Here is a 24,398-nt window from a genome sequence, read left to right on the forward strand (position 1 = left end):
GAGAGCCGCGCCCCACCTCCGTCCAGGAGGGGCGCGGCTCTCCGCCTGTTCCGGCCGGCCGAGCGCGGTCCGTGCCGCACCAAGGACGACCCTGCCGGACTGGCCGCCGTCTACGAAGCCGTCGACTCGCTGGCCGACCAGCCTCGACCGCGCGGCCCGGTCCCTTACGGCTCACAGGACGTGCGCCGCCTGTACGTCGGCGACTGCCGCGTGCTCTACATCATCGAGGACGACGTCATCCGCATCCTGGTCACCCACCTCGGCCGTACCCCCTGAACCGCTGGGGAGCCGCGCCCTCCTCCGCCCGGGAGGGGCGCTGCTCTCCGCCTTCCGGTTCCGCCCTGTTCCTGCCCGTTCCCGGCTCCTGATCAGCCGCGCAGCAGCTCCGTCGTCTGGGCGACCGGCGGGATGCCGCCGACCGAGTCGGCCTTGGCCACCGGGTCGGTGACCGCGCGGGTGTTCACCGGCTGGAAGTCGGCGACCTGGGTGCCGGCCCCGTTGTTGAGCACGTCGAAGCCGGTGCCGTCGAGCGCGTTGGGCTTGAGCTCCGTCACCGGGGCGGTGGCGTGGCCCACCGCGCCGGTCGTCGCGTCCAGGCCGGACTGCGGGTCGAGTTCGCCGAGTGCGCCGGAGCGGCTGCCGCTCTCGCCCAGCAGCGACTCGGAGTCCGCCGCTGCCGCCGTCGTCGCGGCAGCGCCCAGCGCCACGGACGCGGTCGCCAGGACGGCGAGGACACGTCGCGCGGTCGACGTCTTGGGGGAGTCCTGTCGGGCCATCTGTGTGCCACCTTCGATCTCACTGGGTAATCAGGTCGACGCGAAGCGTAGTTGAGATGTGACGCACGCATCAAAGCGGACCCGCGGGGTCGTACGGCGCCCGATCGATGCCTCACACTGGTGTCCCGTGAGTTCCCAGTCGCCCATATCCGCGCGAGTCGTGCTGCTCTGCGGCCCCTCCGGCTCCGGCAAGTCCCTGATCGCGGCCCGCTCCGGCCTGCCGGTGCTGCGCCTCGACGACTTCTACAAGGAGGGCGACGACCCGACGCTGCCGCTGCTGCCGGACGGCTCGGCTGTCGACTGGGACCACCCCGACTCCTGGGACGCGGACGCCGCGGTCGCCGCGATCGAACGGCTGTGCCGCACGGGCCGTACGCCCATCCCGGTCTACGACATCTCGCTCAGCGCCCGCACCGGCGAGGGCTCCGTGGACATCGGCGCCGCTCCGCTGTTCGTCGCCGAGGGCATCTTCGCCGCGGAGATCGTCGCCCGCTGCCGCGAACTGGGTCTGCTGGCGGACGCGCTGTGCCTGAACCGCGGCCCGGTGCGCACCTTCCGCCGGCGCTTCGTGCGGGATCTGAGGGAGGGCCGCAAGTCGGTGCCGTTCCTGCTGCGGCGCGGATGGCGCCTGATGCGCCTGGAGCGTTCGATCATCGCCCGTCAGACGGCCCTGGGCGCCTATGCCTGCGACCGCGACGAGGCGCTGGGCCGGATGGCATCGGCGGCGGTCCGTGGCCGCGCGGCCACGGACCCCAGCGCGAGCGCGGTCGCCTGAACCCGCCCGAACGTCACGGCAGGCGTCACACCGCCTCGGGTGCCGTCACGGCAGGTGTCACACCACCTCGGGTGCACTCTCCGGTGCACTCGCCTGGACGGGACGCCCGGATGCCGTGAGGAGGAGGCCGACAAGCGAAAAGCGGGACTGGACGGACCCCCCCGGCCCTCCAGTCCCGCTCCTTGCCTCCCCCGTGGAGCCCCCCCGTGTCCCCCGAGTTCCCCCGTACTCCCCCCGTTGTTCCCCGTGTTCCCCCCCGGTTGTGCTCCGCGGTGACGCCCCCCGACGTCTCCCCGGCGTCCCCCGACGCCCCGCGGCCCCCGCCTTTTCCTCCCCCCGGCTTCCCCCGTGATCCCCCCGGTTCCCCCCAGGTCCCCCCGGACCTTCAGGCGACCAGTTCGCCGAAGGCGTCCTCCTGGTCACGGCCGAAGCTCAGGGCCTCGTCCTCGCGCAGCCGGCGGAGCGACCGCCAGATGCTGGACTTCACCGTGCCGACGCTGATGTCGAGGATGTCCGCGATCTCCGGGTCCGTGCGGCCCTCGTAGTAGCGCAGGACCAGCATGGTGCGCTGGAGCTCGGGCAGCCGGGCGAGCGCCTGCCACAGGACCGCGCGCAGCTCGGTGCCGCGCATCGCGTCCGTGTCGCCGGGCGTCTCCGGCAGTTCCTCGGTCGGGTACTCGTTCAGCTTGCGGCGGCGCCACGCGCTGATGTGCAGATTGGTCATGGTGCGGCGGAGGTATCCGCCGACGGCCGCCTTGTCGCTGATCCGGTCCCACGCCCGGTAGGTCGAGAACAGCGCGCTCTGCAGCAGGTCCTCGGCCTCGAAGCGGTCACCGGTCAGGTGGTAGGCGGTGGCGTACAGGGAGGCGCGACGCTCCTGCACGTAGGCGGTGAACTCCGCCTCCGACAGGGAACTGCGCTCCCCCGAGTCCTCCCCGTACGCTGCTCCCCCGTGCGTCTCCCCCGTAGGCGCGTCAACCACCGTCATGAACGCGGTGTGCTGACGCCCGGTGCTGCGAGCGCACCCCCGCCCGCTCACAGCACCGGACTTCTCTCCCCCCCGGTGCACGTCGTGCAGACGCGTGATCACTGCGCTGGTGCTGGTGCTGTGCAGCGTGTTCATCTCGCGCCCCCCGTCGTGGACTTCCGGCTGGATTCGGTGCTGGCTTGCCTGTGCCGAAAATCCTGCCCCTGCCACTTCATGGCAGTGTCCGCCGACTGTCACAGAGCTGTCACAGGGGTCCGCCACGCCCCGGACACGAAATGTTCACAGCTGTCCGCGCACGTAGCCGCCCTTATGGGGGCCAGCCGGGCATCTGAACCCACAGGTCGAACAGGGACCCCTCCATGGGCCAGAATGAGCGGGTGCCTTCCCTGTTGCTGATCGAGGACGACGACGCCATCCGCACGGCCCTGGAGCTCTCCCTGACGCGCCAGGGACACCGGGTGGCGACCGCTGCCAGCGGTGAGGACGGTCTGAAGCTGCTGCGCGAGCAGCGGCCGGATCTCATCGTGCTGGACGTGATGCTGCCCGGCATCGACGGGTTCGAGGTGTGCCGCCGCATCCGGCGCACGGACCAGTTGCCGATCATTCTGCTCACGGCGCGCAGTGATGACATCGACGTCGTGGTCGGCCTGGAGTCCGGCGCCGACGACTATGTGGTCAAACCCGTTCAGGGCCGGGTGCTGGACGCCCGGATCCGCGCGGTGCTGCGGCGCGGCGAGCGCGAGTCGAGCGACTCCGCCACCTTCGGCAACCTGGTCATCGACCGTGCGGCGATGACGGTGACGAAGAACGGGGAGGATCTGCAGCTGACGCCGACCGAGCTGCGGCTGCTGCTCGAGCTGAGCCGCCGCCCCGGCCAGGCGCTGTCCCGGCAGCAGCTGCTGCGGCTGGTGTGGGAGCACGACTACCTGGGCGACTCGCGCCTGGTGGACGCCTGCGTCCAGCGGCTGCGCGCCAAGGTCGAGGACGTGCCGTCGTCCCCGACGCTGATCCGTACCGTGCGTGGTGTCGGCTACCGGCTGGATCCGCCTCAGTGACACAGGAGCACCAGGAGGAGTCCCGCGGCTGGTCCGCGGCGCGCAAGGGAATCTGGTCACGGCTGCGCTTCACCAGCCTGCGGCTTCGGCTGGTCGTGGTGTTCGGGCTGGTCGCGCTGACCGCGGCGGTGTCCGCGTCCGGGATCGCGTACTGGCTGAACCGCGAGGCGGTGCTCACCCGCACCCAGGACGCGGTGCTGCGCGACTTCGAGCAGGAGATGCAGAACCGCGCGGGCGCGCTGCCCGAGCACCCCACGCAGGACGAACTGCAGCACACCGCCGGGCAGATGGCGAACAGCAGCCAGCGCTTCACCGTGCTGCTGGTCGCCGAGGACCCCGAGGGCCGTACGGTCTACGGCAGTTCCGGCGGGCTGAACGGCTTCTCGCTGCAGGACGTGCCGGCCTCGCTGCGCCAGGCGGTGACCGAGCGGCAGAAGGTCACCTCGACCAACAAGTACCCGTACCACCTGTACTGGCAGCGGATCGTCGAGGACGACACCCCGTACCTGGTGGCGGGGACGCGGATGATCGACGGCGGGCCGACCGGCTACATGCTGAAGTCTCTGGAGCCGGAGGCGAAGGACCTCAACTCGCTGGCCTGGTCGCTGGGGATCGCCACCGGCCTGGCGCTGATCGGCTCGGCGCTGCTCGCGCAGGCCGCCGCCACCACCGTGCTGAAGCCGGTGCAGCGGCTCGGCACGGCCGCGCGCCGGCTCGGCGAGGGCCGGCTGGACACCCGGCTGAGGGTGTCGGGGACGGACGAGCTGGCGGATCTGTCCCGGACGTTCAACAAGGCCGCGGAGGCGCTGGAGAAGCGGGTCGCGGACATGGCGGCGCGGGACGAGGCCTCACGCCGGTTCGTGGCCGACATGAGCCACGAGCTGCGCACCCCGCTCACCGCGATCACCGCGGTCACCGAAGTCCTCGAGGAGGAGCTGGAGTTCGAGGGCGGCGGCATCGACCCGATGATCCAGCCGGCGGTGCGGCTGGTGATCAGCGAGACCCGGCGGCTGAACGACCTGGTCGAGAACCTGATGGAGGTGACCCGTTTCGACGCGGGCACCGCCCGGCTGGTGCTCGACGACGTGGACATCGCCGACCAGATCACCGCGTGCATCGACGCCCGCGCCTGGCTGGACGCGGTCGAGCTGGACGCCGAGCGCGGCATCCACGCCCGGATCGACCCGCGCCGCCTGGACGTCATCCTGGCCAACCTCATCGGCAACGCGCTCAAGCACGGCGGTTCACCGGTGCGCGTGTCGGTGCGGGAGGAGCCCGGCGGGGCCGTCGGCACGGATGCCGGGACCGGTCCGGAGGCCGGGGAGCGGGCGGAGCGTTCGGACCGTGGCGACCGCACGGACAGGGACGAGCGGGCCGAGCGGGCGCCGGACGGCGGCGTCGTGGTCATCGAGGTACGGGACAACGGGCCCGGCATCCCCGAGGACGTGCTGCCGCACGTCTTCGACCGCTTCTACAAGGCCAGCGCCTCCCGGCCGCGCTCCGAGGGCAGCGGTCTGGGGCTGTCCATCGCCCAGGAGAACGCCCATATCCACGGCGGTGAGATCACCGCGGCCAACTCCCCCGAGGGCGGGGCGGTGTTCACCCTGCGCCTGCCGCAGGACGCCTCCGCCCTGGCGGAGGACAAGCGGGACACCGACGCCGGCAAGGGCCAGAAGAGCGGTAAGAACGACAGCGGCGCCAAGAGCTCCAAGAGCGCCACGGGCACCGAGGACGGCAAAGACAGCAAGGGCCGCGGCGAGCAGGGCGACGGGCGCCGTGGCGGCGGCCCCGACGAGGGCGGGACCGGCGGCTCCGGCGGCACCGCGGACTCCGCCGACGCCACGGACTCCGCCGACGCCACGGACTCCGGGGACGGCACCGGCGCCACGGCGCACGGCACCGGCGGCGGAACTGACAGCAAGGGTGAAGGCGCTAGGGGGGACGCCTGATGTACGGCCTGACGAACGGGCGGCGGCCGGCCCGGCGACGGGCGGTCCGGGGCCGGATCGCCGGTCTGCTCGCCGTCACCACGCTCGGCGCCCTGCTCTCCGGGTGCGGCATCCGCGCCACCGAGGTGCCGACCGACTTCGGTCCCGCGCCCTCGCGGGTGCGCTGTTCGCTGGGTGAGCCGGGGGTCTCCTCGCGGGCCGACCGCGGACTGCCCGTGCAGGTGTTCCTGCTGTGCGGGGCGTCGCTGGTGGCCGTGGACCGCACGGTGCGGGTGCCGGACGGGGCGGCCGACTCCGGGCGGCGCACGCTGATCGCGCAGGAGCTGCTGGACGAGCTCTCCGCGCCGCCCTCGGCCGACGAGAAGGAGGCCGGGTACACCACGCTGGTGCGGGACGGGCTCACCGTGAGCGGGCCGCGCCCCGGCGATCCGGAGGACACGCTGCGGCTGAGCGCCGCTCCCGCCGACCTCAGCTCCACCGCGCTGGCGCAGATCGTGTGCACCTTCTCCGACTCGGCGGCGACGGACAACGGCTCGGTCATCCTGGGCGGTCCCGGTTCCGCCGCACCGCTGCGCTACGAGTGCACGGACCAGGTCCGCGCCCGCCCGGCCGGCGAACGCCCGCCCGCCTCACAGCTCACCGACGAGTGAACCGACGAGTAGTGAACCGACGAGTGACGCGGGCGCCCCTCGTACGGGGGGGCGCCCGCCGTCGTCTCACACCTCCGGCCCAGGGCCAGTGCGTTGTGGCGTATGCCTCATCGGCGGAACGGGTGACATCCCGGAACCGATCGTGCCGAAGGCCGCGTCTTGGGGGGCGTGCAGCGTCAAGGCTCCATCGGCGGCACCGCCGCGATCCGCATCCGTGTGCTGGGTGGCCTCCTCCTGGCCGCATATCTGGCGTTCATCGCCTGGTTCACGCTGCGCCCCCTCGACGTCCCCTGGGTGATGCCCGCCAATCTGCGCCCCCTGGACGGCATCCGGGCCGGCTTCGCGCTCGGCTGGTTGGAGGGGGCCCGGCGCATCGGTGAGGGGCTGGCGCTGCTGGCCCCGCTGGGCGTGCTGCTGCCGATGGCGGGCGGCCGGCTGGTGGTCTCGCCCCTGGGTTCCCTGATCCGCACCATGGCCGCGGCCGCCCTGCTGTCGCTGGGCATCGAGATGCTGCAGACGGCGGTGCCCGGCCAGCTCGTCGACATCGACTCGCTGCTGCTGAACACGCTGGGCGCGGGCCTTGCGCACGCCGCGGTGGTGCCGGCGGGCCGCTCCTGGCTGCGCCGCCGGGCGGTGCGCCTGGCCGGTACGGCCGCCCCGCAGGAGGAGCCGGCTCAGGGTAGGACCCCGACGATTCCCAGGGTCGGGATCGCCCCGTGGAGCGACGCTTTGCCCCCTTCGTCTCCGTAACGTGGACGGCAGATGAGGCGTCCGGACGGGAGGCCTCGCACCGCTCACGAAGGAGCCGCAATGTCTCGCCTCGCCCGCCCGACCCACGGCCGCATGATCGGCGGAGTCTGCGCCGCGCTGGCTCGGCGCTTCGGTACCTCCGCGACCACGATGCGGGTGATCTTCCTGCTGTCGTGCCTGCTGCCCGGCCCGCAGTTCCTGCTCTACATCGCGCTGTGGATCCTGCTGCCGTCGGAGGACAAGACCCAGGCCCGAACGGCCTGGTGAGCCCGGCGGCGCCGCTGCGCCGGCCATCTCCCTGAGTGCCCTGAGTGCCCTGCGTGCAACGCCGATGGGGCGCCCCGCGTGGCGGGGCGCCCCATCGCTGTCGTCGCCGTGCGGGCGGTCAGCCGCCGAGCGGGAGGCCGTTCACGTTGAGGCCCTTGGTGGGCAGCTGGTCCAGCGGCAGCCCGCCGAGCAGTCCCTTGGCCGGGGCCGCCGGGTTCTTGGTGACGACGTCCTGCGCGGCCGGCTCCGCGGCCGTCAGCCCGGTGGCGGCCAGGTCCCTCCCCGTGTCCAGGGTCTGCGCGGCGGTCGGCACCACGGCGGCGTTCTCCGCCGGGAGGGTCTGGGCGGCGGTGCCCAGGGCGGGAGCGGCCTCCGGGACGGCCGGGGCAGCGGCGGCGGTGCCCGCACCGACAGCGGCGAAGGCGGCACCGAGAGCGGCGACACCGAGGGTCTTGGCAGCAGACTGCTTCATGAAAATGCGTCCTCGAATGGGATACGGGGATGTGGCGGTGCTGCGACCGTAAACACGCGCCGCCGCCGCCCGCAAACATCGAAATGCGGACGGATTGTGAACGCGAATCGTGGCCCGTGTGCGGGGACGCCTGCCCCTCAGTCCTTCTCGGTGGAAAAGCCGCTGGTGGAGGCCGTCTGCCGGAACAGCCATTCGGATTTGAGTTCCGCATAGCCCGGCTTGATCACGTCATTGATCATGGCCAGTCGTTCGTCGAAAGGAATGAACGCTGATTTCATCGCATTGACGGTGAACCACTGCATGTCGTCGAGCGTGTAGCCGAATGCCTCGACCAGATGCTCGAATTCACGGCTCATGCTGGTGTGGGACATCAGCCGGTTGTCGGTGTTCACCGTGGTGCGGAAGTGCAGCCGGCGCAGCAGCCCGATCGGGTGCTCGGCGTAGGAGGAGGCCGCCCCCGTCTGGAGGTTGGAGCTGGGGCACATCTCCAGCGGGATGCGCTTGTCGCGGACGTAGGAGGCGAGCCGGCCGAGCTCCACGGTGCCGTCGTCGCGGACCGTGATGTCGTCGATGATGCGCACCCCGTGGCCGAGCCGGTCGGCGCCGCACCACTGCAACGCCTGCCAGATGGACGGCAGTCCGAAGGCCTCACCGGCGTGGATGGTGAAGTGGTTGTTCTCCCGCTTCAGGTACTCGAAGGCGTCCAGATGCCGGGTGGGCGGGTATCCGGCCTCGGCGCCCGCGATGTCGAAACCGACGACGCCCAGGTCCCGGTAGCGGTTGGCGAGTTCGGCGATCTCCAGAGCGCGGGCGGCGTGCCGCATCGCGGTGAGCAGGGCGCCGACCCGGATGCGGTGCCCGTCCCCCTTGGCGCGCCGCTCCCCCAGCCGGAAGCCCTCGTTGACCGCCTCGACGACCTCCTCGAGGGTGAGGCCGCCTTCCAGGTGCTGTTCGGGGGCGTAGCGCACCTCGGCGTAGACGACGCCGTCCTCGGCGAGGTCCTCCACGCACTCGGCGGCGACCCGGACCAGCGCCTCGCGGGTCTGCATGACGCCGACGGTGTGCGAGAAGGTCTCCAGGTACCGCTCCAGGGAGCCGGAGTCGGCGGCCTCCCGGAACCACAGGGCGAGCTTGTCCGGGTCGGTCTCGGGCAGCTGGGAGTAGCCGGTCTCCCGTGCCAGGTCCACGACGGTGCCGGGGCGCAGGCCGCCGTCGAGGTGGTCGTGCAGCAGAACCTTGGGCGCCCGGCGGATCTGGTCCGGTGTCGGGGTGTTCGCAATGGTCTGGCTCGTCATTTCCGCACCATAACCCCTTGCCGCCCTACGCGCGTAGATGCAGAGCGGAGGGAATTCGTCGCCATTCACCGGTGCTGGACGGTGCTCGCGGCGCTTGGTGGTCGCCGATACGCAACGGTGACCGCACGGACGGGTGGCGTACATCCGCCCTTCTGACAATGTTCTGCCATGGCACAGCAAGCGACGCCGGTCCGCAGGGCCCGGCTGGGGAGGGCGTTCGGCCCCGAGCCGACAGCGGTGAGCGGAGTGGTGCTGCTGCTCCCCGACGGGGAGGAGACCTCCGGCCGCAGACCGTCCCCGCTGCTGGCCGCCGCCTCCGTCCGCGCGCTGGGCCGCCGCCTGGGCCGCGCCGGGCGGGAGGAGGGGCTGGCCGTCCATGTCGTCCACTACCGCTACCGGGGCTGGAACGGGGACGCGGCCCATCTGGCGAGCGACGGGGCGTGGGCCGCCGACGAGGTCGTACGCCGGTACGGAGACGTGCCGGTGTGCCTCGCCGGAACCGGAATGGGCGCCCGGGCCGCGCTGCGCGCCGGTGGCCACGAGGCCGTCAACTCCGTTGTGGCGCTGGCCCCCTGGCTGCCCCGGGAGGAGGGCGCGACCTCACCCGAACCGGTGAAGCAGCTGGTGGGGCGTCAGGTGCTCATCGTGCACGGCACCAAAGACGCCCGCACCGACCCGGAGCTGTCCTTCCGCCTCGCCGCACGGGCGAAGAAGGCCAACCGGGACGTGTGCCGGTTCGAAGTGCACGCCGACGGCCACGGGTTGCACCAGTACCGGGACGAAGTGCTCGCCCTCACCGAGGACTTCGTCATGGGTGTGCTGTTCGGCAGGAACTTCACGCGTCCGGTGCGGGACGCGCTGGCGGCACCGCCTCCATTGGGGCTGCGGATGCCGCTGGCCTCCGGATTCGGCCGGTGGCGGTAGCGAACAGCCGCAGCGATACGTGTGCTCCCCCGGGAGGGGGGCGCCCGCGTCACGTCGGCAGCAGGTTGCCCCGGCGGGAGAGCAGGAACTTCTTGAAGGCGGCCACCGGGGGCGTGTCCGGGTGGCCGGCCAGCCAGGCGACGCCGATCTCGCGCACCGCCCTCGGCGCGGTGACCGTCAGCTCCACCACCCCGGGCCGGGGCACGGTCGGCGGCGGCAGCAGGGCCACGCCCAGACCCGCCGCCACCAGGCCCCGCAGGGTCTCCGCCTCCTCGCCCTCGAAGGCGACCTTCGGCCGGAAGCCGGCCTGGGCGCACAGGTTGTCCGTGATCCGCCGCAGCCCGTAGCCGGGCTCCAGGGTGACGAAGGTTTCGTCCGCCGCCTCGGCCAGGCGGATGCGGCGGCGTGACGCGAGCCGGTGATCCGCGGGGACGACCAGGCGCAGCTTCTGCTCGTCCAGGCGCCGGGCGACGAGGTCGGGGGCGTCGGGCACCGGGGAGGTCAGGCACAGGTCGAGTTCGCCGGCGCGCAGCCGCTCCAGCATGGCCTCGCCGTAGTTCTGCACCAGGCTGAAGCGGATGCGCGGGTGGTCGGCGCGGAAGGCGTGCAGCAGGCCGGGGACGGTCTCGGCGCCCATGGTGTGCAGAAAGCCGAAGGCGACCTTGCCGGTGGCCGGGTCGGCGTCGGCGCGCACCTCCTCGGCGGCGCGTTCGATCTCGGCGAGGGCCCGCTCGACCGAGGTGAGGAAGGTGCGGCCCGCGGGGGTGAGGGAGACGGTGCGGCCGTGGCGGGCGAACAGATCCACCCCCAGGTCCTGTTCGAGGCGGGCCATGGCGCGCGACAGCGTCGACTGCGGGACCTGCATCTGCTGGGCGGCCCGGGTCACGTGCTCGGTGCGGGCGACACCGGCGAAGTGGGCGAGGCGGGGGGCCAGCAGCAGCGACATCTCCCGCTCCGGAATGTCTTCTGTGTCACCGGACTGTGACAGGCGGGGCCGTGAACTCTGCTGATGCACCATGGGAACGATTATGGTGAATCCATGCATTGGACGGATGAGTGCCGCCGTACGTAGCTTCGAGGCATGACTCCCGCCAGTACCGGGGCGTCCGCCACTGCGGGCGCCGGATCCGTTCGTTCCGCCACTCGTTCCGCTACTCCTGCTTCTGCTTCTGCTTCCGCTTCTCCCTCTGGGACGTCTGGGACGTCTGGGACGTCTTCCTCTGCTGTGGACGCGCGTATGGCTCCTGGTGGACCGGGTTACCGGCGGATGAGCTTCGCCTTGTTCCTCGCGGGTGTGGCCACGTTCGCCCTGCTGTACTCCACGCAGGCGCTGCTGCCGCTGATCTCCGGCGACTTCGGGGTCAGCGCCAGCGACGCGAGCTGGACGGTGGCGGCGGCCACGGGCGGGCTCGCGGTGTTCGTGCTGCCGATGAGCGCGCTGTCGGAGCGGTTCGGGCGGCGCACGGTCATGACGGCGTCGCTGGCGGTCGCGGTGACGGTGGGGCTGCTGGTCCCCTTCGCGCCGTCGCTGGGGTGGCTGGTCGCCCTGCGGGCGGTGCAGGGTGCGGCGCTGGCCGGACTGCCCGCCTCGGCGACGGCGTACCTCGCGGAGGAGGTCCGGCCGAAGGCGCTGGTCACCGCGATCGGCCTGTTCGTGGCCGGGAACAGCGTCGGCGGAATGAGCGGCCGGGTCATCACCGGCTGGGCCGCCCAGGAGTGGGGCTGGCGGGTCGCCGTCGGGCTGCTCGGGGTGATCGCGGTGGCCTGCGCGGTGGCCTTCCGGCTGCTGCTGCCGGCGCCGCGGCACTTCCGGGCCGGTTCGCTGCGGCCGGGTGTCCTGGCGCGGACCGTGCGCGACCATCTCGCCAATCCGCTGCTGCGGCGGCTGTACGCGATCGGCGCGCTCTTCATGACGGTGTTCGGCGGCGTCTACACGGTGATCGGGTACCGGCTGACCGAGGCCCCGTTCTCGCTGCCGCAGGGCATCGTCGGCTCGGTCTTCCTCGTCTACCTGGTCGGCACGGTCTCCGCGTCGGCGGCGGGACGCCTGGTGGCACGCCTCGGCCGCCGGGGCGCGCTGTACGCGGCCGGCGGTACGACGGCGGCGGGTCTGCTGCTGTCCCTGGCCGACGCGCTGGTGCCGGTGCTGCTGGGTCTGGTGCTGATCACGGCGGGCTTCTTCGCCGGTCACGCGGTCGCCTCGTCGGCGGTCGGGAAGACGGCGACGCAGGGGCGGGCGCAGGCCGCGGCGCTGTACCAGTCGGCGTACTACGTCGGCTCCAGCGCCGGGAGCACTGCGGGCGCGGTGGCCTTCCACGCGGGCGGCTGGGCCGGGACGGTCGGCGTCGGCCTGCTGGCGGTGGCGGGCGTCGTGGCGATCACGGCGGTGGGGTCGCTGGCGGCGATGCGCTCCGGGGCGCCGGTGAGGGTGCGCTCGGCGAGCTGCTGAGCGGGTCGCAGCGCGGGCTGGTGAGCGGGTCGCAGCGCGGCTGCCGATCTGAGACGCACCGCGGCTGCCGATCTGAGACGCACCGCGGCTGCCGGTCCGAGACGCACCGCGGCTGCCGGTCCGAGACGCACCGCTGGCTGCCGAGCGGAATCGCACCACGGCTGCCGATCTGAGACGCACCTCGGGCTGGTGAGCGGAGTCCCGCCCGGGGGCTGCCGAGCGGGATCGCGCCTCGCGTCCGATGTGGGTACCTGGGTGGCTTTTCCGACTCGGGGCGCCATTGTCAGTGGGCTGCTGTAGCTTCCGGAGTGTGGGCGCGAAGGAGCGCCGCCACGGAAGCCACAGGGGTGGGTGAGCGATGACGAACGGCACGGCGACGACCGACCTGGAGGACAGGCTGGAGGCGTACCGCGTCGAGCTGACCGGGTACTGCTACCGGATGCTCGGCTCCTCCTTCGAGGCGGAGGACGCGGTGCAGGACACGATGGTCCGCGCCTGGCGCAGCTACGACAAGTTCGAGGGTCGTTCCAGCCTGCGGTCCTGGCTGTACCGGATCGCGACCAACGTCTGCCTGGACATGCTCACGGCCGGCAACAAGCGCGCCCGCCCGATGGACCTGACCGAGTCCACGCCGCTCGCGCAGGCCGCTCTGTCGCCCCGCCCGGACAACACCTGGCTGGAGCCGATGCCGGACTCGAGAGTGCTGCCCACCACCGAGGACCCGGCGGAGGCGGCCGTCGCCAAGGAGTCCGTGCGGCTCGCCTTCATGGCCGCGCTGCAGCAGCTGCCGCCCAAGCAGCGCGCGGTGCTGATCCTGCGCGAGGTGCTGGCCTGGAAGGCCAACGAGGTCGCCGAGCTGCTCGGCACCTCCGTCGCCTCGGTCAACAGCGCGCTGCAGCGGGCCCGGGCCACCCTCGCCGAGCGCCGGCAGCCGGGCGAGGAGGCGGCGGTCTCCGACCCGCTGGACGAGGAGCAGCAGAAGCTGCTGGAGCGCTATGTCGCCGCGTTCGAGGGGTACGACATGTCGGCGCTGACGCAACTGCTGCACGAGGACGCCATCATGACGATGCCGCCGTTCGACCTGTGGCTGACCGGCCCGGCCGACATCACCGGCTTCATGACGACGCTGGGCGCGGCATGCGCCGGCTCGAAGCTCGTGCCGGTGCAGGTCAACGGGCTGCCGGGGTTCGCCCAGTACAAGCCCGACCCGGAGAGCGGGGGCTTCACCCCGTGGGCCGTGCAGGCGCTGGAGATCTCAGACGGCCGGATCGCCGGGTTCCACTGCTTCCTCGACACCAAGCGCTGGTTCCCGCTGTTCGGGCTGCCCCTCCACCTCGAAGCGGAGACCGACCAGGTCGAGCAGGGAGCATAGGGCCGGGTCCGGGTCGCGCAGCCGTATCCGGCCGCCCGCCCGGCGAGCGGCGAGCTGGAGCCGGGCGAGGAGGTTCACGGCGGCGAGGCCGGGCGGGCCCAGGCCGCCGACGTCGCACACCACCACCGCGCCGGAACCGTCCAGCAGGGCCTGCACCGCCTCGCACGGCCCCTGCACCTCGTCCCTGGCGAGGAGGGGGCCGCGCAGCACGAGCACAGGGGGTGTGTTGGCGTCCACGATCGGTAGACCGCGCGGGGAGCCGTAACTCATCGCGGGGGCGGGAGCCCTGACTCACCGCGGGTGCGGGAGCCGTGGCGCATCGCGGGTGCGGGCGGTCACCTTGACCCCGGGGCGAGCCTGCGCCGAGGGTTGGCTGTATGTGCCATAGATCGTTCCCGTCCTTCCTGTCCTTCCCGTCCGAGGGGCCGCCGTGCAGGGGGTGCTGAGCGGGTTCGCGGTGATCGCGGTCGTCATCGGCGTCGGCTATGTCATCGGACGGCGGGGGTTCCTGGGCACCCAGGGCAGCGCGGTGCTGACCAAGCTGGCCTTCCACGTGGCCTCGCCCGCTCTGCTGTTCACGACCCTCGCGCGGGCGGACCTGTCCGTGGTCTTCTCCGAACGCCTCCTGGTCACCGCCCTGAGCACGGCGGCGGTAGCCGGCGTCTTCGTGACCGTGGGCGTGGTACGCCGCTGGGGAGTCGCCCGCACCACCATCGGCGCCCTGTGCGCCGGCTACGTCAACGCCGGGAACCTGGGCATCCCGATCGCCGTGTACGTACTCGGCGACGCCTCACTGGTCGCCCCGGTGCTCCTCTTCCAGCTGATCGGCGTCACCCCCATCGCCCTCACCATCCTGGACCTCTCGACCACGGGCGAGAAGGGCCCCCTCTGGCGGCGCCTGCTCACCCCGCTGCGCAACCCCATCGCCCTGGGATCCCTGGCGGGCGTCGCGGCATCGGCCTCCGGGATCACCGTCCCCGGCCCGGTCATGGACCCCGTGACCCTGATCGGCAACATGGCCGTCCCCGCCGTCCTCCTCGCCTTCGGCATCTCCCTGCGCGGCAGCACCCTGCCGCTGCGCGACGGCGAACGCGGCACGGTCCTGCTCGCCGTGGCCCTGAAGTCGGCGGGCCAGCCGCTGGCGGCCTGGGCCCTGGCGGCGGGCGTCTTCGGCCTGAGCGGCCCGCAACTCCTCGACGTGGTGGTGACGTCGGCCCTCCCGGCCGCCCAGAACCTCTACACCTACGCCGCCACCTACGGCGTGGGCGAACGCCTGGCCCGGGACGCCATCCTCATCTCCACGGCACTCTCCGTTCCGGTACTGGTCGTGGTGGCGGCGCTCTTCGGATGAACGTCCTCGTCCTGCTGACCATCGCGGGCTGCGCCACGGTGACGGCCGGCCCTACGCCGACCGACGGCCGCCAGCAGGGCGCGCGCGGCTCAGCCGCCCCGGAGCGGCTGGTGTCTCCGTCACCTACGCGGCCGGTTGCCCCTCCCTCACCGCGCTCTGCGCTGGTCCGAACGGGAGACCCACCCCGGCACACGAACTGGAAGCCGATTGCGTCGGGTCAGTCCCCCTTCGTCGGCTGGGGAGGCCCCATGGAGGCGTCCGGCTGTGAAGGCGGCAAGGTGCGGGTGACGTTGACGCTGGCCGACGAGCCGCCGGCCCGGTTCGTCCTCGGCAACGGCAGCCGGGTCGACGGCGTCGACCTCGATCGGCCCGCCTCGCCCGGGAGCCGTTCGTCCTCGCTCACCTTCCGCAGGCTGGACGACCGGCCGTGCACGCTTCGTATCGAATGGCAGACTCCCAACCTGGTTCTGGACGGCCTCGGGGAAGCCCGGAAGCGTCTTCGCATCGACGACCCATGACGCCCGGCACGACCTGCGCGAACGGGACCGATGGGCGCCCCGCGCCCCCCATCGGTCCCGTTCACCAAGCCAAGTAAGCCCGCCTCAGGCGATCCGCTCCAGCACCACCGGCGACGGCGTGAAAGCGGCCGCCTCGGCGGTGATGTCGTAGGAGCCCTCGATCGCCTGGAGGGCGTAGGCGAAGCGGTCGGGGGTGTCGGTGTGGAGGGTGAGGAGGGGCTGGCCCTCGGTGACCTGGTCGCCGGGCTTGGCGTGGAGTTCGACGCCGGCGGCCGCCTGGACGGGGTCCTCCTTGCGGGCGCGGCCCGCGCCGAGGCGCCAGGCGGCGACGCCGATGCCGTAGGCGTCGAGGCGGGTGAGGGTGCCGGAGGCGGGGGCCTTGACGACGTGCTGCTCGCGGGAGGCGGGCAGGGGGGCGTCGGGGTCGCCGCCCTGGGCGGAGATCATGCGGCGCCAGACGTCCATGGCGGAGCCGTCGGCGAGGGCCTTGGCCGGGTCGGCGTCCTTCAGGCCGGCCGCGTCGAGCATCTCGCGGGCCAGGGCGAGGGTGAGGTCGACGACGTCCTTGGGGCCGCCGCCGGCCAGGACCTCCAGGGACTCGCGGACCTCGAGGGCGTTGCCCGCGGTCAGGCCGAGGGGGGTGGACATGTCGGTGAGCAGGGCGACGGTCTTCACGCCGTGGTCGGTGCCCAGGCCGACCATGGTGGACGCCAGTTCGCGCGCGTCGTCGAGGGTCTTCATGAAGGCGCCGCTGCCGACCTTGACGTCCAGGACCAGCGAGCCGGTGCCCTCGGCGATCTTCTTGGACATGATGGAGGAGGCGATGAGCGGGATCGCCTCGACGGTGCCGGTGACGTCGCGGAGGGCGTAGAGCTTCTTGTCGGCGGGGGCGAGTCCGTCGCCGGCGGCGCAGATGACGGCGCCGACCTCGTCGAGGACGTGCAGCATCTCCTCGTTGGAGAGAAGTGCGCGCCAACCCGGGATGGACTCCAGCTTGTCGAGCGTGCCTCCGGTGTGGCCGAGGCCCCGGCCGGAGAGCTGGGGGACTGCGGCGCCGCAGGCGGCGACCAGGGGGGCGAGCGGGAGGGTGATCTTGTCGCCGACTCCGCCGGTGCTGTGCTTGTCGGCGGTGGGGCGGGACAGGGAGGAGAAGTCCATGCGCTCGCCGCTGGCGATCATCGCGGCGGTCCAGCGGGCGATCTCCCGGCGGTTCATGCCGTTCAGCAGGATGGCCATGGCGAGGGCCGACATCTGCTCGTCGGCCACCTCCCCGCGGGTGTACGCGTCGATGACCCAGTCGATCTGCTCGTCGCTGAGTTCGCCGCGGTCCCGCTTGGTGCGGATGACGGAGATGGCGTCCATGGCCATGGCTGGCGTTCCTTCCGGGAGTGCGAAGGGGGCGGCCCCCGGAACCGCAGTGGTCCCAGGGGCCGCGGGAGGGTTACTTGTCGAGGTGCTTCGGGGTGAAGGCCTGCGGCAGCATCTCCGCCAGGGGCACGATGCCCTCGGGGGTCTCCAGCAGCAGTCCGGGGCCGCCGAACTCGTAGAGCAGCTGCCGGCAGCGGCCGCACGGGACGAGGATCTCGCCGTCGCGGTCGACGCAGGTGAAGTGCGTCAGCCGGCCGCCGCCGGTGCGCTGCAGCTCGGAGACCAGGCCGCACTCGGCGCACAGGCCGAGCCCGTAGGAGGCGTTCTCCACGTTGCAGCCGGAGACGGTGCGCCCGTCGTCGACCAGGGCCGCGACACCGACCGGGTAGCCCGAGTAGGGGGCGTAGGCGTGGGACATGGCGTCCCGGGCGACGGCGCGCAGCGCCTCCCAGTCGATGTCGTCGGCGCCCTGGGGGCCGGTCACTTGCCCTGCCCCTTCCGGTAGGGCAGTCCGTTCGCCTTCGGCATCCGCAGCCGCTGCGCGGACAGGGCCAGGACGACGAGGGTGACGACGTACGGGGTGGCGGCGACGACCTGGTTGGGCACCTCGTTGGTGACGGAGTACCAGGTGAACATCAGCAGGCCGACGACGAGGGTGATGCCCGCGCCGGTGTACTTCTTGCGGATGGCCAGCCAGATGGCGCCGATGACCAGGAGCAGCGCGCCGAGCAGCAGCAGGGCGTGCACGTTGGCGGAGCCGCCGCGCAGGTTGAGGCTGTCGGTGTAGCCGAACAGGCCGGCGCCGATGGCGAGGCCGCCCGGCATCCAGTTGCCGAAGATCATCGCCGCGAGGCCGATGAAGCCGCGGCCGCTGACCTGGCCCTCCAGGTAGAAGGGGTTGGCCACGATGGACAGGAACACGCCGCCGAGGCCGGCCAGGGCGCCGGAGATGACGACCGCGATGTACTTGTACTTGTAGACGTTGACGCCGAGGGACTCGGCGGCGATCGGGTTCTCGCCGCAGGAGCGCAGCCGCAGGCCGAAGGCGGTGCGCCACAGCACCCACCAGGTGGCGGGGACCAGCGCGACGGCGATCAGGGTCAGCCAAGAGACGTTGGTGACCAGGCCGCCGAGCAGGCCGGCGATGTCGGAGATGAAGAACCAGCCCTGGTTGTTGAGGTCCCGCAGCCAGCCGGAGAGTCCGGGCACGGTGAACTCGCCGAGGGACTCGACCGCGGGGGACTGCTTGGCGGAGCCGCCCTGGTGCCCCACGAAGGCGAGCGGGGCGAGGTAGCGGGTGGCGCCGAGGGCGAGGATGTTGATCGCCACACCGGAGACGATGTGGTTGACCTTGAAGGTGACGGTGACGATGGCGTGCAGCAGGCCGCCGATGGCGCCGCCGGCGAGGCCGACGAGCACACCGGTCCACGGGCCCCACTGGAAGCCGGCCCAGGCACCGAACCAGGTGCCGAGGATCATCATGCCTTCGAGGCCGATGTTGATGACACCGGAGCGCTCGGCCCACAGGCCGCCGAGGCCGGCGAGGCCGATCGGGACGGCGAGCTCCAGCGCGGTGGACATCTGGCTGACGTTGGTGATGCCGTTGGCGCCCGTGATGAGACGGACGATCGAGGTCAGCGCCAGGGCTCCGGCGATGACCAGCATCAGCACCGGCAGCGACAGGCGGCGGCCGGTCGGCGCCGCGGGCTGCAGCGTGGGCTGGTTGACGTCGACGGCGGAGGTCGGAGCGGTCATCGGCCAGCCACCTCCTTCTTGACGTTGTTCTCGGCGCCGATGAAGTGGCCCGCGGCGAGTTCCGCGCCGACCCGGCGCTGCTGGCGGCGCAGGCCCCACTCGCGGACGGCCTCGTAGGAGACGACGACCGAGAGGACGATCAGGCCCTGCATGATGACCGCGATCTCCTTGTCGTAGCCGTGGAAGTCCAGCTCGGGCGAGGCCTTGTCGAGCCAGGCCCACAGCAGCGCGGCGAAGGCGATGCCGACCGGGCTGTTGCGGCCGAGCAGGGCGATGCCGATGCCCAGGAAGCCGATGCCGGTGGGGAAGCTGAGGTTGTAGGTGTGCGCGTCGCCGAGCAGGATCGGCAGGCCGGCGAGGCCGGCGATGGCGCCGGAGAGCAGCATGGCGGTGAGCACCATGCGCTTGGGGTCGACGCCGCTGGCGGCGGCGGCGGTCTCGGAGGCGCCGGAGGCGCGCAGGTCGAAGCCGAAGCGGGTGCGGTTGAGCACGACCCAGTAGCCGATGCCGAGCAGCACGGCCAGGATCACCAGGCCGTAGATCTCGCCGGCGGCGCCCATGTCGATGCCGGGGACCCAGCCGGACTCGTGCATCTCGCCGGTGGTGTTGTTGTTGCCGACCTTGACGCCGAAGACGGTGGGCAGCCACAGGTAGCCGATGACGGAGGTCGCGATCGCGTTGAGCATGATCGTCGCGACGACCTCGCTGACGCCGCGGGTCACCTTCAGCACGCCGGCGATGCCGGCCCAGAAGGCGCCGGTGAGGACCGCGGTGAGCAGCAGCAGCGGGATCTGCAGCACGGCCGGGAGGTTCATGTGGGCGCCGACGATGGCGGCCAGCATGGCGCCGAGCTGGTACTGGCCGTCGACACCGATGTTGAACAGGTTCATCCGGAAGCCGATGGCCACCGCGAGCGCGGCGATGTAGTACATCGAGGCCTGGTTGATGATCAGGACCTGGACATCGGAGAACGTCGCCTGCTCGAACATCAGGGCGAACGGCTCGACGGGGCTCTTGCCGGAGGCGACCAGCACGATCGCGCTCAGCACGAAGGCCACGGCGAGCGCGATGACCGGTCCGGCCACCGCGAGGAGCACGCGCTCCTTGTCGAACTTCTTCATCAGCGGGCCTCGTCTTCCGGAGACTCGGGGGCCTTGGACACCTCGGCCGTGGTCTCGGGGGTCTCGTCGTGCTCGAGGTGGCCGGAGGCGGCGCCGGTCATGGCGGAGCCGAGCTCCTCCGGGGTGATGGTGGACGGGTCGGCGTCCGCGACCAGCTTGCCGTCGTAGATCACGCGCAGGGTGTCGGACAGACCGATCAGCTCGTCCAGGTCCGCGGAGATCAGCAGGACGGCGAGGCCCTCGCGGCGCGCCTCACGGATGTGGTCCCAGATCGCGGCCTGCGCGCCGACGTCCACACCGCGGGTGGGGTGGGCGGCGATCAGGAAGCGCGGCTTGTGGCTCATCTCGCGGCCGACGATCAGCTTCTGCTGGTTGCCGCCGGACAGGGAGGCGGCGGTGACGTCGATGCCGGGGGTGCGGACGTCGTATGTGGCGACGATGCGGCGCGTGTCCTCCTGGGAGGCCTTCGGGTCCAGCCAGAAGCCCTTGGCGTTGGGCTTCTCGGTGACGTGGCCGAGGATACGGTTCTCCCAGAGGGGGGCCTCGAGGAGCAGGCCGTGGCGGTGGCGGTCCTCGGGGATGTAGCCGACGCCCTGCTCGCGGCGCTTGCGGGTGGGCCAGGCGGTGATCTCCTCGCCGGCCAGCCGGATCACGCCGGAGTCGGCGTGGCGCAGTCCGATGAGCGCGTCGACCAGCTCGGTCTGGCCGTTGCCCTCGACGCCGGCGATGCCCAGGACCTCGCCCTCGTGGATGGTGAAGCTGATGTCGTCGAGCAGCGCCTTGCCGCCGGGGGCGGCCAGCCGCAGCTTCTCGACCTCGATGACCGGCCGGTCGGTGACGGTGGACCCGGCGGTCTCGGGGGTGGGCAGCTCGCTGCCGACCATCATCTCGGCGAGCTGGCGGGAGGTGGTCTCGGCGGGGACCGCCGTGCCGACCGTGGTGCCGCGCCGGATGACGGTGATCTCGTCGGCGACGGAGAGCACCTCGCCGAGCTTGTGGGAGATGAAGATGACCGACAGGCCCTCGGACTTCAGCTCGCGCAGGTTCTCGAAGAGGGCGTCGACCTCCTGCGGGACGAGCACGGCGGTCGGCTCGTCCAGGATCAGGGTGCGGGCGCCGCGGTAGAGGACCTTGAGGATCTCCACGCGCTGGCGGGCGGCGACGCCGAGTTCCTCGACGAGGGCGTCGGGGCGGACCTCGAGGCCGTAGCGCTCGGAGATCTCCTTGATCTTCCGGCGGGCCCGGGCGCCGATGCCGTAGAGCTTCTCGCTGCCGAGAACGACGTTCTCCAGGACGGTGAGGTTGTCGGCCAGCATGAAGTGCTGGTGGACCATGCCGATACCGCGGGCGATGGCGTCGGCGGGCGAGGAGAAGCTGACCTTCTCGCCGTCGACGGCGATGGTGCCCTCGTCCGGCTTCTGCATGCCGTAGAGGATCTTCATCAGCGTCGACTTGCCGGCGCCGTTCTCGCCGACGAGGGCGTGAACGGTGCCCTTGCGGACGGTGAGGTGGATGTCGTGGTTGGCCACGACGCCGGGGAAACGCTTCGTGATCCCGGCAAGCTCGACGGCGGTCACCTGACCGCCCGCCGCCGATCCGGCCGGAGGGCTGCTGGACGCGTTGATGGCGCACTCTCCATGGGGACGGGGGTCGTCTACACGCGTAGCGCCCCTACGGCATACGGAGGGGCGGCGCACTGCTTCGGCGGGGTGCGGGAGGTCGGACTCCCGCACCCCGCCGAGCGCGCGCGACCCCGCGGGGGTCTCGCTGGCTCAGCTCGACTTGACCTTGATCTCGCCGTTGACGATCTTCTCCTTCGCCTTCGCGACGGCTTCCTGGATCTCGGCGTTGTCCGCGAACTTCGGGTTGGAGTTCGACAGGCTCACCTCACCCGTCTTCAGATCGCCCCTGACGATACCGGTCTCGGGATTGCCCTCCTCGACCGACTTCGCCAGGTTGTACACCGCCTTGGCGACGTCCTTCATCGCCGAGGTCAGGATGGAGTCCTTGTACTTGGCAAGGGCCTCCTGCTTGTACTGGTCGGAGTCGACACCGATCGCCCACACCTTGTTGGCGGCGGCGGCCTCGATGACGCCCTGACCGGACAGGCCGGCCGCGGCGTACACCACGTCGGCCTTCTTCTCGATCTGGCCCTCGGCGGCGGTCTTGCCCTTGTCGGGGCTGGAGAAGCCGCCCTCCTCCGCGGTCTGCGTGAGGTACTGGGAGATGACCTTGACCTTGGGGTCGGTGTCCTTGACACCCTGCTCGAAGCCGGCCTGGAACTTGTGGATCAGCGGGATGTCCACGCCGCCGACGAAGCCGACGGTCTTGGTCTTGGTGGCCTTGGCGGCGGCGACACCGGCGAGGTAGGACGCCTGCTCCTCGGAGAACACCAGGTCGGCGACGTTGTCGGCCTTGATGGTGGCGTCGTCGACGATGCCGAAGGTGGTGTCCGGGAACTTCTCGGCGGCGCCCTTGACGGCGGAGGCGTAGGCGTAGCCGACACCGATCACCGGGTTGTAGCCCTGCTTGGCCAGGGAGACGAGGCGCTGCTCCTTGTCCGCGTCGGTCTCGCCCTCGGTCGGCTCGACGTCCTGGGTCTCGTAGCCGAACTCCTTCTTCGCCTTCTCCAGGCCGGCGTAGGCGGCGTCGTTGAACGACTGGTCGCCCTTGCCGCCGACGTCGTAGGCGATGGCGAGGCCCTTGTCTCCCTTGCCCTCGGCGTTGGCCGACGTGGAGGTGCCGCCGCAGGCGGTGAGGGCGAGGGCGAGGGAGGCGGTCGCTGCGCCTGCGACCGTGATCCGGGAAATCCGGCGCATGTGTGGTGCTCCTAGTCGTACAAAGCGCCGGGACGTTTCAGCTTCGGCGCTGGCTTCGCCGCAGAGTAACGCGCGTAGACCTGCCTGAAAACCCCTTCTGTCCACCTTGTTATCCGCCCGTGCTGAAGGGGGCTCAGGGGAGCGGGGCGGTTACGGTGAGTGGCGGATTTTGGGGCGGGGGTGGCGGGGCGTCGTGGGGGTGAGGTGGGGTGCGCGTGCGCGTTGGTGCTGGGTGGCTGCGCCCCTGCTCTCCTTCTCACGCGTGCGCGTAGTGGGCTGTGCCTGGATTGGGCACCCGGGGTGGGTACTGGGCGGGGGTGGGGTGCGCTATAGGGGGGCGCGGCTGCCCGCGGCGAGGCGGAGTAGCCGCGCACGGCGATCAGCAGGGCACCGGCCGCAGGCGCGTACGGTGGGCGCTACGCGTACCCCCACCGGAGCCGCAGTTGCGCCGCAGGCATCAGACGCGCACCCCCACCGGAGGGACAGTTGCGCCGCAGGCATGGCCACGCGAACCCCCACCCAGCAGCAGCGGGCGGAGACCGCAAGGGTCGCCGCCCGCTGAGAGGTGAGAGGGAGAGGCGAGCTACTCCGTCTTGACCTTGATGGAGCCGTCGATGATGCCTTCCTTGGCCTTGGCGACCGCTTCCTTCAGGCCCTCGATCTCGTTCATCTTCGGGTTGCTCTCGGACAGGCCCACACCGTCGACCTTGAGGTCGAACACCTGCGTGCCGGTCAGCGGCTTGTCGTCATGGACCGACTTGGCCAGCGCGTAGACCGCACCACCGACGTCCTTCAGCGCGGACGTGAGGATGAAGTCCTTGTAGCCGGCCAGCGCCTCCTGCTTGTACTGGTCCGAGTCGACACCGATGGCCCAGACCTTCGCCTTGGCCGCCGCCTCGATGACACCCTGACCGGAGAGACCCGCCGCCTGGTAGATGACGTCGGCGTTCTTCTCGATCTGACCCTCGGCCGCCGCCTTGCCCTTGTCGGGGCTGGAGAAGCCGCCCTCCTCGGCGGTCTGCGTCAGGTACTGCGAGATCACCTTGACCTTGGGGTTGGTGTCCTGCACACCCTGCTTGTAGCCGGCCTCGAACTTGTGGATCAGCGGAATGTCCACACCGCCCACGAAGCCGACCGTGTTCGTCTTGGTGGCCTTGGCCGCCGCCACGCCGGCCAGGTAGGACGCCTGCTCCTCCGCGAAGACCAGCGACGCGACGTTGTCGCCCTCGACCACGGAGTCGACGATGCCGAAAGTGGTGTCCGGGTACTTGGAGGCAACGGCCTTCATCGCCGGACCGTAGGCGAATCCGACGCCGATGACCGGGTTGTAGCCCTGCCGGGCCAGGGACGCCAGCCGCTGCTCCTTGTCCGCATCGGTCTCGCCCTCGGTCGGCTCGACGTCGGCGGTCTTGTAGCCGAACTCCTTCTGGGCCTTCTGCAGGCCGGAGTAGGCGGCGTCGTTGAAGGACTGGTCGCCCTTGCCGCCGATGTCGTACGCGATGGCGAGCCCGCGGTCCTGCTTGGAGGACCCGCCGCTGTCTCCGTTGTCACTGCTGGTGCCGCCGCAGGCAGTGGCGGCGAGTGCGAGCGACGCGACCCCCACCGCGACGCGGGTCAGTTTGGATATCCGACGCATCTGAAGTTCCCCATTCTCCAAAGCCCCGCAGCGGGTGCTCGGTTCGGCGCACATTAACGCGCGTAGACACTCCTGGGAACGGGGTACCGCGGGGCCGTTATCCATTCG

At 71.5% G+C, this 24,398-nt stretch carries 24 protein-coding genes and 1 pseudogene; 12 read left to right on the plus strand and 13 right to left on the minus strand.

Translation table 11 applies throughout. The features are described 5' to 3' along the window. Positions 1-99 precede the first annotated feature (99 nt). Positions 100-276, plus strand: a complete 177-nt coding sequence (locus tag ABD198_RS21635; protein WP_425580523.1) for a type II toxin-antitoxin system RelE family toxin — start codon at positions 100-102, stop codon at positions 274-276. Between the two features lie 92 nt (positions 277-368). On the opposite strand, the gene ABD198_RS21640 is transcribed toward ABD198_RS21635, so the two are convergent. Further along, positions 369-776 carry a hypothetical protein gene (locus tag ABD198_RS21640; RefSeq protein WP_344004498.1) on the minus strand — a complete coding sequence of 136 codons (408 nt, stop codon included), beginning with the start codon at positions 774-776 and terminating at the stop codon, positions 369-371. Positions 777-903: 127 nt separating this feature from the next. On the opposite strand from ABD198_RS21640, the gene ABD198_RS21645 reads away from it, so the two are divergent. After that, positions 904-1,551, plus strand: coding sequence for a uridine kinase family protein (locus ABD198_RS21645; RefSeq protein ID WP_344004501.1), 648 nt, complete (start codon positions 904-906; stop codon positions 1,549-1,551). A 385-nt stretch (positions 1,552-1,936) separates the two neighbouring features. On the opposite strand, the gene ABD198_RS21650 is transcribed toward ABD198_RS21645, so the two are convergent. Further along, entirely contained in the window at positions 1,937-2,674 is a 738-nt protein-coding gene (locus ABD198_RS21650; protein WP_344004504.1) for a SigE family RNA polymerase sigma factor, read from the minus strand. Between the two features lie 242 nt (positions 2,675-2,916). Here ABD198_RS21650 and afsQ1 point away from each other — a divergent pair, with 242 nt between their 5' ends. The 5 genes and pseudogenes from afsQ1 (at position 2,917) to ABD198_RS21675 (ending at position 7,210) form a co-directional block, all read left to right on the plus strand. After that, positions 2,917-3,594 carry a two-component system response regulator AfsQ1 gene (gene afsQ1, locus ABD198_RS21655; RefSeq protein ID WP_309141370.1) on the plus strand — a complete coding sequence of 226 codons (678 nt, stop codon included), beginning with the start codon at positions 2,917-2,919 and terminating at the stop codon, positions 3,592-3,594. Continuing rightward, positions 3,591-5,256 (plus strand): annotated as a pseudogene (locus tag ABD198_RS21660) (sensor histidine kinase); the annotation flags it as partial. The gene afsQ1 and the pseudogene ABD198_RS21660, both read left to right, overlap by 4 nt. Positions 5,257-5,542: 286 nt before the next feature. Beyond that, positions 5,543-6,193 carry a hypothetical protein gene (locus tag ABD198_RS21665; protein ID WP_344004509.1) on the plus strand — a complete coding sequence of 217 codons (651 nt, stop codon included), beginning with the start codon at positions 5,543-5,545 and terminating at the stop codon, positions 6,191-6,193. Between the two features lie 168 nt (positions 6,194-6,361). Continuing rightward, a complete protein-coding gene (locus ABD198_RS21670; protein WP_344004512.1) occupies positions 6,362-6,943 on the plus strand; it encodes a VanZ family protein in 582 nt (193 codons plus the stop codon). A 60-nt stretch (positions 6,944-7,003) separates the two neighbouring features. Further along, positions 7,004-7,210: a PspC domain-containing protein gene (locus ABD198_RS21675; RefSeq protein ID WP_344004515.1), complete on the plus strand. Its 207-nt coding sequence runs from the start codon at positions 7,004-7,006 to the stop codon at positions 7,208-7,210. Positions 7,211-7,328: 118 nt separating this feature from the next. Here ABD198_RS21675 and ABD198_RS21680 read toward each other — a convergent pair whose 3' ends face one another. Both ABD198_RS21680 and ABD198_RS21685 read right to left on the minus strand, forming a co-directional pair. After that, a complete protein-coding gene (locus ABD198_RS21680) occupies positions 7,329-7,682 on the minus strand; it encodes an ATP-binding protein (protein ID WP_344004518.1) in 354 nt (117 codons plus the stop codon). 137 nt (positions 7,683-7,819) lie between these two features. Continuing rightward, the gene (locus ABD198_RS21685; protein WP_344004521.1) at positions 7,820-8,977 is read right to left on the minus strand and encodes an adenosine deaminase; all 1,158 of its coding nucleotides are present in this window, start codon (positions 8,975-8,977) and stop codon (positions 7,820-7,822) included. 168 nt (positions 8,978-9,145) lie between these two features. On the opposite strand from ABD198_RS21685, the gene ABD198_RS21690 reads away from it, so the two are divergent. After that, positions 9,146-9,901, plus strand: coding sequence for an alpha/beta hydrolase (locus tag ABD198_RS21690; RefSeq protein WP_344004524.1), 756 nt, complete (start codon positions 9,146-9,148; stop codon positions 9,899-9,901). 49 nt (positions 9,902-9,950) lie between these two features. Here ABD198_RS21690 and ABD198_RS21695 read toward each other — a convergent pair whose 3' ends face one another. Further along, positions 9,951-10,919: a LysR family transcriptional regulator gene (locus ABD198_RS21695; RefSeq protein WP_344004527.1), complete on the minus strand. Its 969-nt coding sequence runs from the start codon at positions 10,917-10,919 to the stop codon at positions 9,951-9,953. A 63-nt stretch (positions 10,920-10,982) separates the two neighbouring features. Between ABD198_RS21695 and ABD198_RS21700 the strand changes: the two genes are divergently transcribed. Further along, on the plus strand, positions 10,983-12,350 hold the full coding sequence (locus ABD198_RS21700; RefSeq protein ID WP_344004528.1) for an MFS transporter: 1,368 nt from the start codon (positions 10,983-10,985) through the stop codon (positions 12,348-12,350). Between the two features lie 358 nt (positions 12,351-12,708). Beyond that, positions 12,709-13,722: a sigma-70 family RNA polymerase sigma factor gene (locus tag ABD198_RS21705; RefSeq protein WP_344004530.1), complete on the plus strand. Its 1,014-nt coding sequence runs from the start codon at positions 12,709-12,711 to the stop codon at positions 13,720-13,722. Here the strand turns inward: ABD198_RS21705 and ABD198_RS21710 are convergent. Beyond that, positions 13,606-13,992: an STAS domain-containing protein gene (locus ABD198_RS21710; protein WP_344004533.1), complete on the minus strand. Its 387-nt coding sequence runs from the start codon at positions 13,990-13,992 to the stop codon at positions 13,606-13,608. The two genes, ABD198_RS21705 and ABD198_RS21710, sit on opposite strands and share 117 nt — an antisense overlap. 160 nt (positions 13,993-14,152) lie before the next feature. Between ABD198_RS21710 and ABD198_RS21715 the strand changes: the two genes are divergently transcribed. Continuing rightward, positions 14,153-15,073: an AEC family transporter gene (locus ABD198_RS21715; RefSeq protein WP_344004536.1), complete on the plus strand. Its 921-nt coding sequence runs from the start codon at positions 14,153-14,155 to the stop codon at positions 15,071-15,073. A 248-nt stretch (positions 15,074-15,321) separates the two neighbouring features. Further along, complete coding sequence (locus tag ABD198_RS21720; protein WP_344004539.1) at positions 15,322-15,591, plus strand: hypothetical protein; 270 nt, start codon at positions 15,322-15,324, stop codon at positions 15,589-15,591. 84 nt (positions 15,592-15,675) lie between these two features. On the opposite strand, the gene ABD198_RS21725 is transcribed toward ABD198_RS21720, so the two are convergent. The 7 genes from ABD198_RS21725 to ABD198_RS21755 form a co-directional block, all read right to left on the minus strand. Further along, entirely contained in the window at positions 15,676-16,959 is a 1,284-nt protein-coding gene (locus ABD198_RS21725; protein WP_344004542.1) for a thymidine phosphorylase, read from the minus strand. Between the two features lie 73 nt (positions 16,960-17,032). Continuing rightward, a complete protein-coding gene (locus ABD198_RS21730) occupies positions 17,033-17,443 on the minus strand; it encodes a cytidine deaminase (protein WP_344004544.1) in 411 nt (136 codons plus the stop codon). Beyond that, positions 17,440-18,714 (minus strand): ABC transporter permease, encoded by a 1,275-nt coding sequence (locus ABD198_RS21735; RefSeq protein WP_344004547.1) that lies wholly within the window; start codon positions 18,712-18,714, stop codon positions 17,440-17,442. Before ABD198_RS21735 ends, ABD198_RS21730 begins: the two co-directional genes overlap by 4 nt. Then, positions 18,711-19,835, minus strand: coding sequence for an ABC transporter permease (locus ABD198_RS21740; protein ID WP_344004550.1), 1,125 nt, complete (start codon positions 19,833-19,835; stop codon positions 18,711-18,713). The genes ABD198_RS21735 and ABD198_RS21740 overlap by 4 nt, the downstream gene beginning before the upstream one ends. Then, positions 19,835-21,412: an ABC transporter ATP-binding protein gene (locus ABD198_RS21745; RefSeq protein WP_344004553.1), complete on the minus strand. Its 1,578-nt coding sequence runs from the start codon at positions 21,410-21,412 to the stop codon at positions 19,835-19,837. Before ABD198_RS21745 ends, ABD198_RS21740 begins: the two co-directional genes overlap by 1 nt. 195 nt (positions 21,413-21,607) lie before the next feature. Then, entirely contained in the window at positions 21,608-22,654 is a 1,047-nt protein-coding gene (locus ABD198_RS21750) for a BMP family lipoprotein (RefSeq protein ID WP_344004556.1), read from the minus strand. A gap of 583 nt (positions 22,655-23,237) precedes the next feature. Further along, the gene (locus ABD198_RS21755; RefSeq protein ID WP_344004559.1) at positions 23,238-24,290 is read right to left on the minus strand and encodes a BMP family lipoprotein; all 1,053 of its coding nucleotides are present in this window, start codon (positions 24,288-24,290) and stop codon (positions 23,238-23,240) included. Positions 24,291-24,398: the final 108 nt, after the last annotated feature.

The sequence above is a fragment of the Streptomyces thermocarboxydovorans genome (assembly GCF_039524635.1).
GTDB lineage: Bacteria > Actinomycetota > Actinomycetes > Streptomycetales > Streptomycetaceae > Streptomyces > Streptomyces thermocarboxydovorans.

What these genes read in the sequence shown, in the direction of transcription:
- ABD198_RS21640 (WP_344004498.1), bottom strand. Translation starts at nt 776, where the DNA reads ATGGCCCGACAGGACTCCCCCAAGACGTCGACCGCGCGACGTGTCCTC.
- ABD198_RS21650 (WP_344004504.1), bottom strand. Translation starts at nt 2,674, where the DNA reads ATGAACACGCTGCACAGCACCAGCACCAGCGCAGTGATCACGCGTCTG.
- ABD198_RS21665 (WP_344004509.1), top strand. Translation starts at nt 5,543, where the DNA reads ATGTACGGCCTGACGAACGGGCGGCGGCCGGCCCGGCGACGGGCGGTC.
- ABD198_RS21675 (WP_344004515.1), top strand. Translation starts at nt 7,004, where the DNA reads ATGTCTCGCCTCGCCCGCCCGACCCACGGCCGCATGATCGGCGGAGTC.
- ABD198_RS21680 (WP_344004518.1), bottom strand. Translation starts at nt 7,682, where the DNA reads ATGAAGCAGTCTGCTGCCAAGACCCTCGGTGTCGCCGCTCTCGGTGCC.
- ABD198_RS21685 (WP_344004521.1), bottom strand. Translation starts at nt 8,977, where the DNA reads ATGACGAGCCAGACCATTGCGAACACCCCGACACCGGACCAGATCCGC.
- ABD198_RS21690 (WP_344004524.1), top strand. Translation starts at nt 9,146, where the DNA reads ATGGCACAGCAAGCGACGCCGGTCCGCAGGGCCCGGCTGGGGAGGGCG.
- ABD198_RS21695 (WP_344004527.1), bottom strand. Translation starts at nt 10,919, where the DNA reads ATGGTGCATCAGCAGAGTTCACGGCCCCGCCTGTCACAGTCCGGTGAC.
- ABD198_RS21700 (WP_344004528.1), top strand. Translation starts at nt 10,983, where the DNA reads ATGACTCCCGCCAGTACCGGGGCGTCCGCCACTGCGGGCGCCGGATCC.
- ABD198_RS21705 (WP_344004530.1), top strand. Translation starts at nt 12,709, where the DNA reads ATGACGAACGGCACGGCGACGACCGACCTGGAGGACAGGCTGGAGGCG.
- ABD198_RS21710 (WP_344004533.1), bottom strand. Translation starts at nt 13,992, where the DNA reads ATGAGTTACGGCTCCCCGCGCGGTCTACCGATCGTGGACGCCAACACA.
- ABD198_RS21720 (WP_344004539.1), top strand. Translation starts at nt 15,322, where the DNA reads ATGGAGGCGTCCGGCTGTGAAGGCGGCAAGGTGCGGGTGACGTTGACG.
- ABD198_RS21725 (WP_344004542.1), bottom strand. Translation starts at nt 16,959, where the DNA reads ATGGCCATGGACGCCATCTCCGTCATCCGCACCAAGCGGGACCGCGGC.
- ABD198_RS21735 (WP_344004547.1), bottom strand. Translation starts at nt 18,714, where the DNA reads ATGACCGCTCCGACCTCCGCCGTCGACGTCAACCAGCCCACGCTGCAG.
- ABD198_RS21740 (WP_344004550.1), bottom strand. Translation starts at nt 19,835, where the DNA reads ATGAAGAAGTTCGACAAGGAGCGCGTGCTCCTCGCGGTGGCCGGACCG.
- ABD198_RS21750 (WP_344004556.1), bottom strand. Translation starts at nt 22,654, where the DNA reads ATGCGCCGGATTTCCCGGATCACGGTCGCAGGCGCAGCGACCGCCTCC.
- ABD198_RS21755 (WP_344004559.1), bottom strand. Translation starts at nt 24,290, where the DNA reads ATGCGTCGGATATCCAAACTGACCCGCGTCGCGGTGGGGGTCGCGTCG.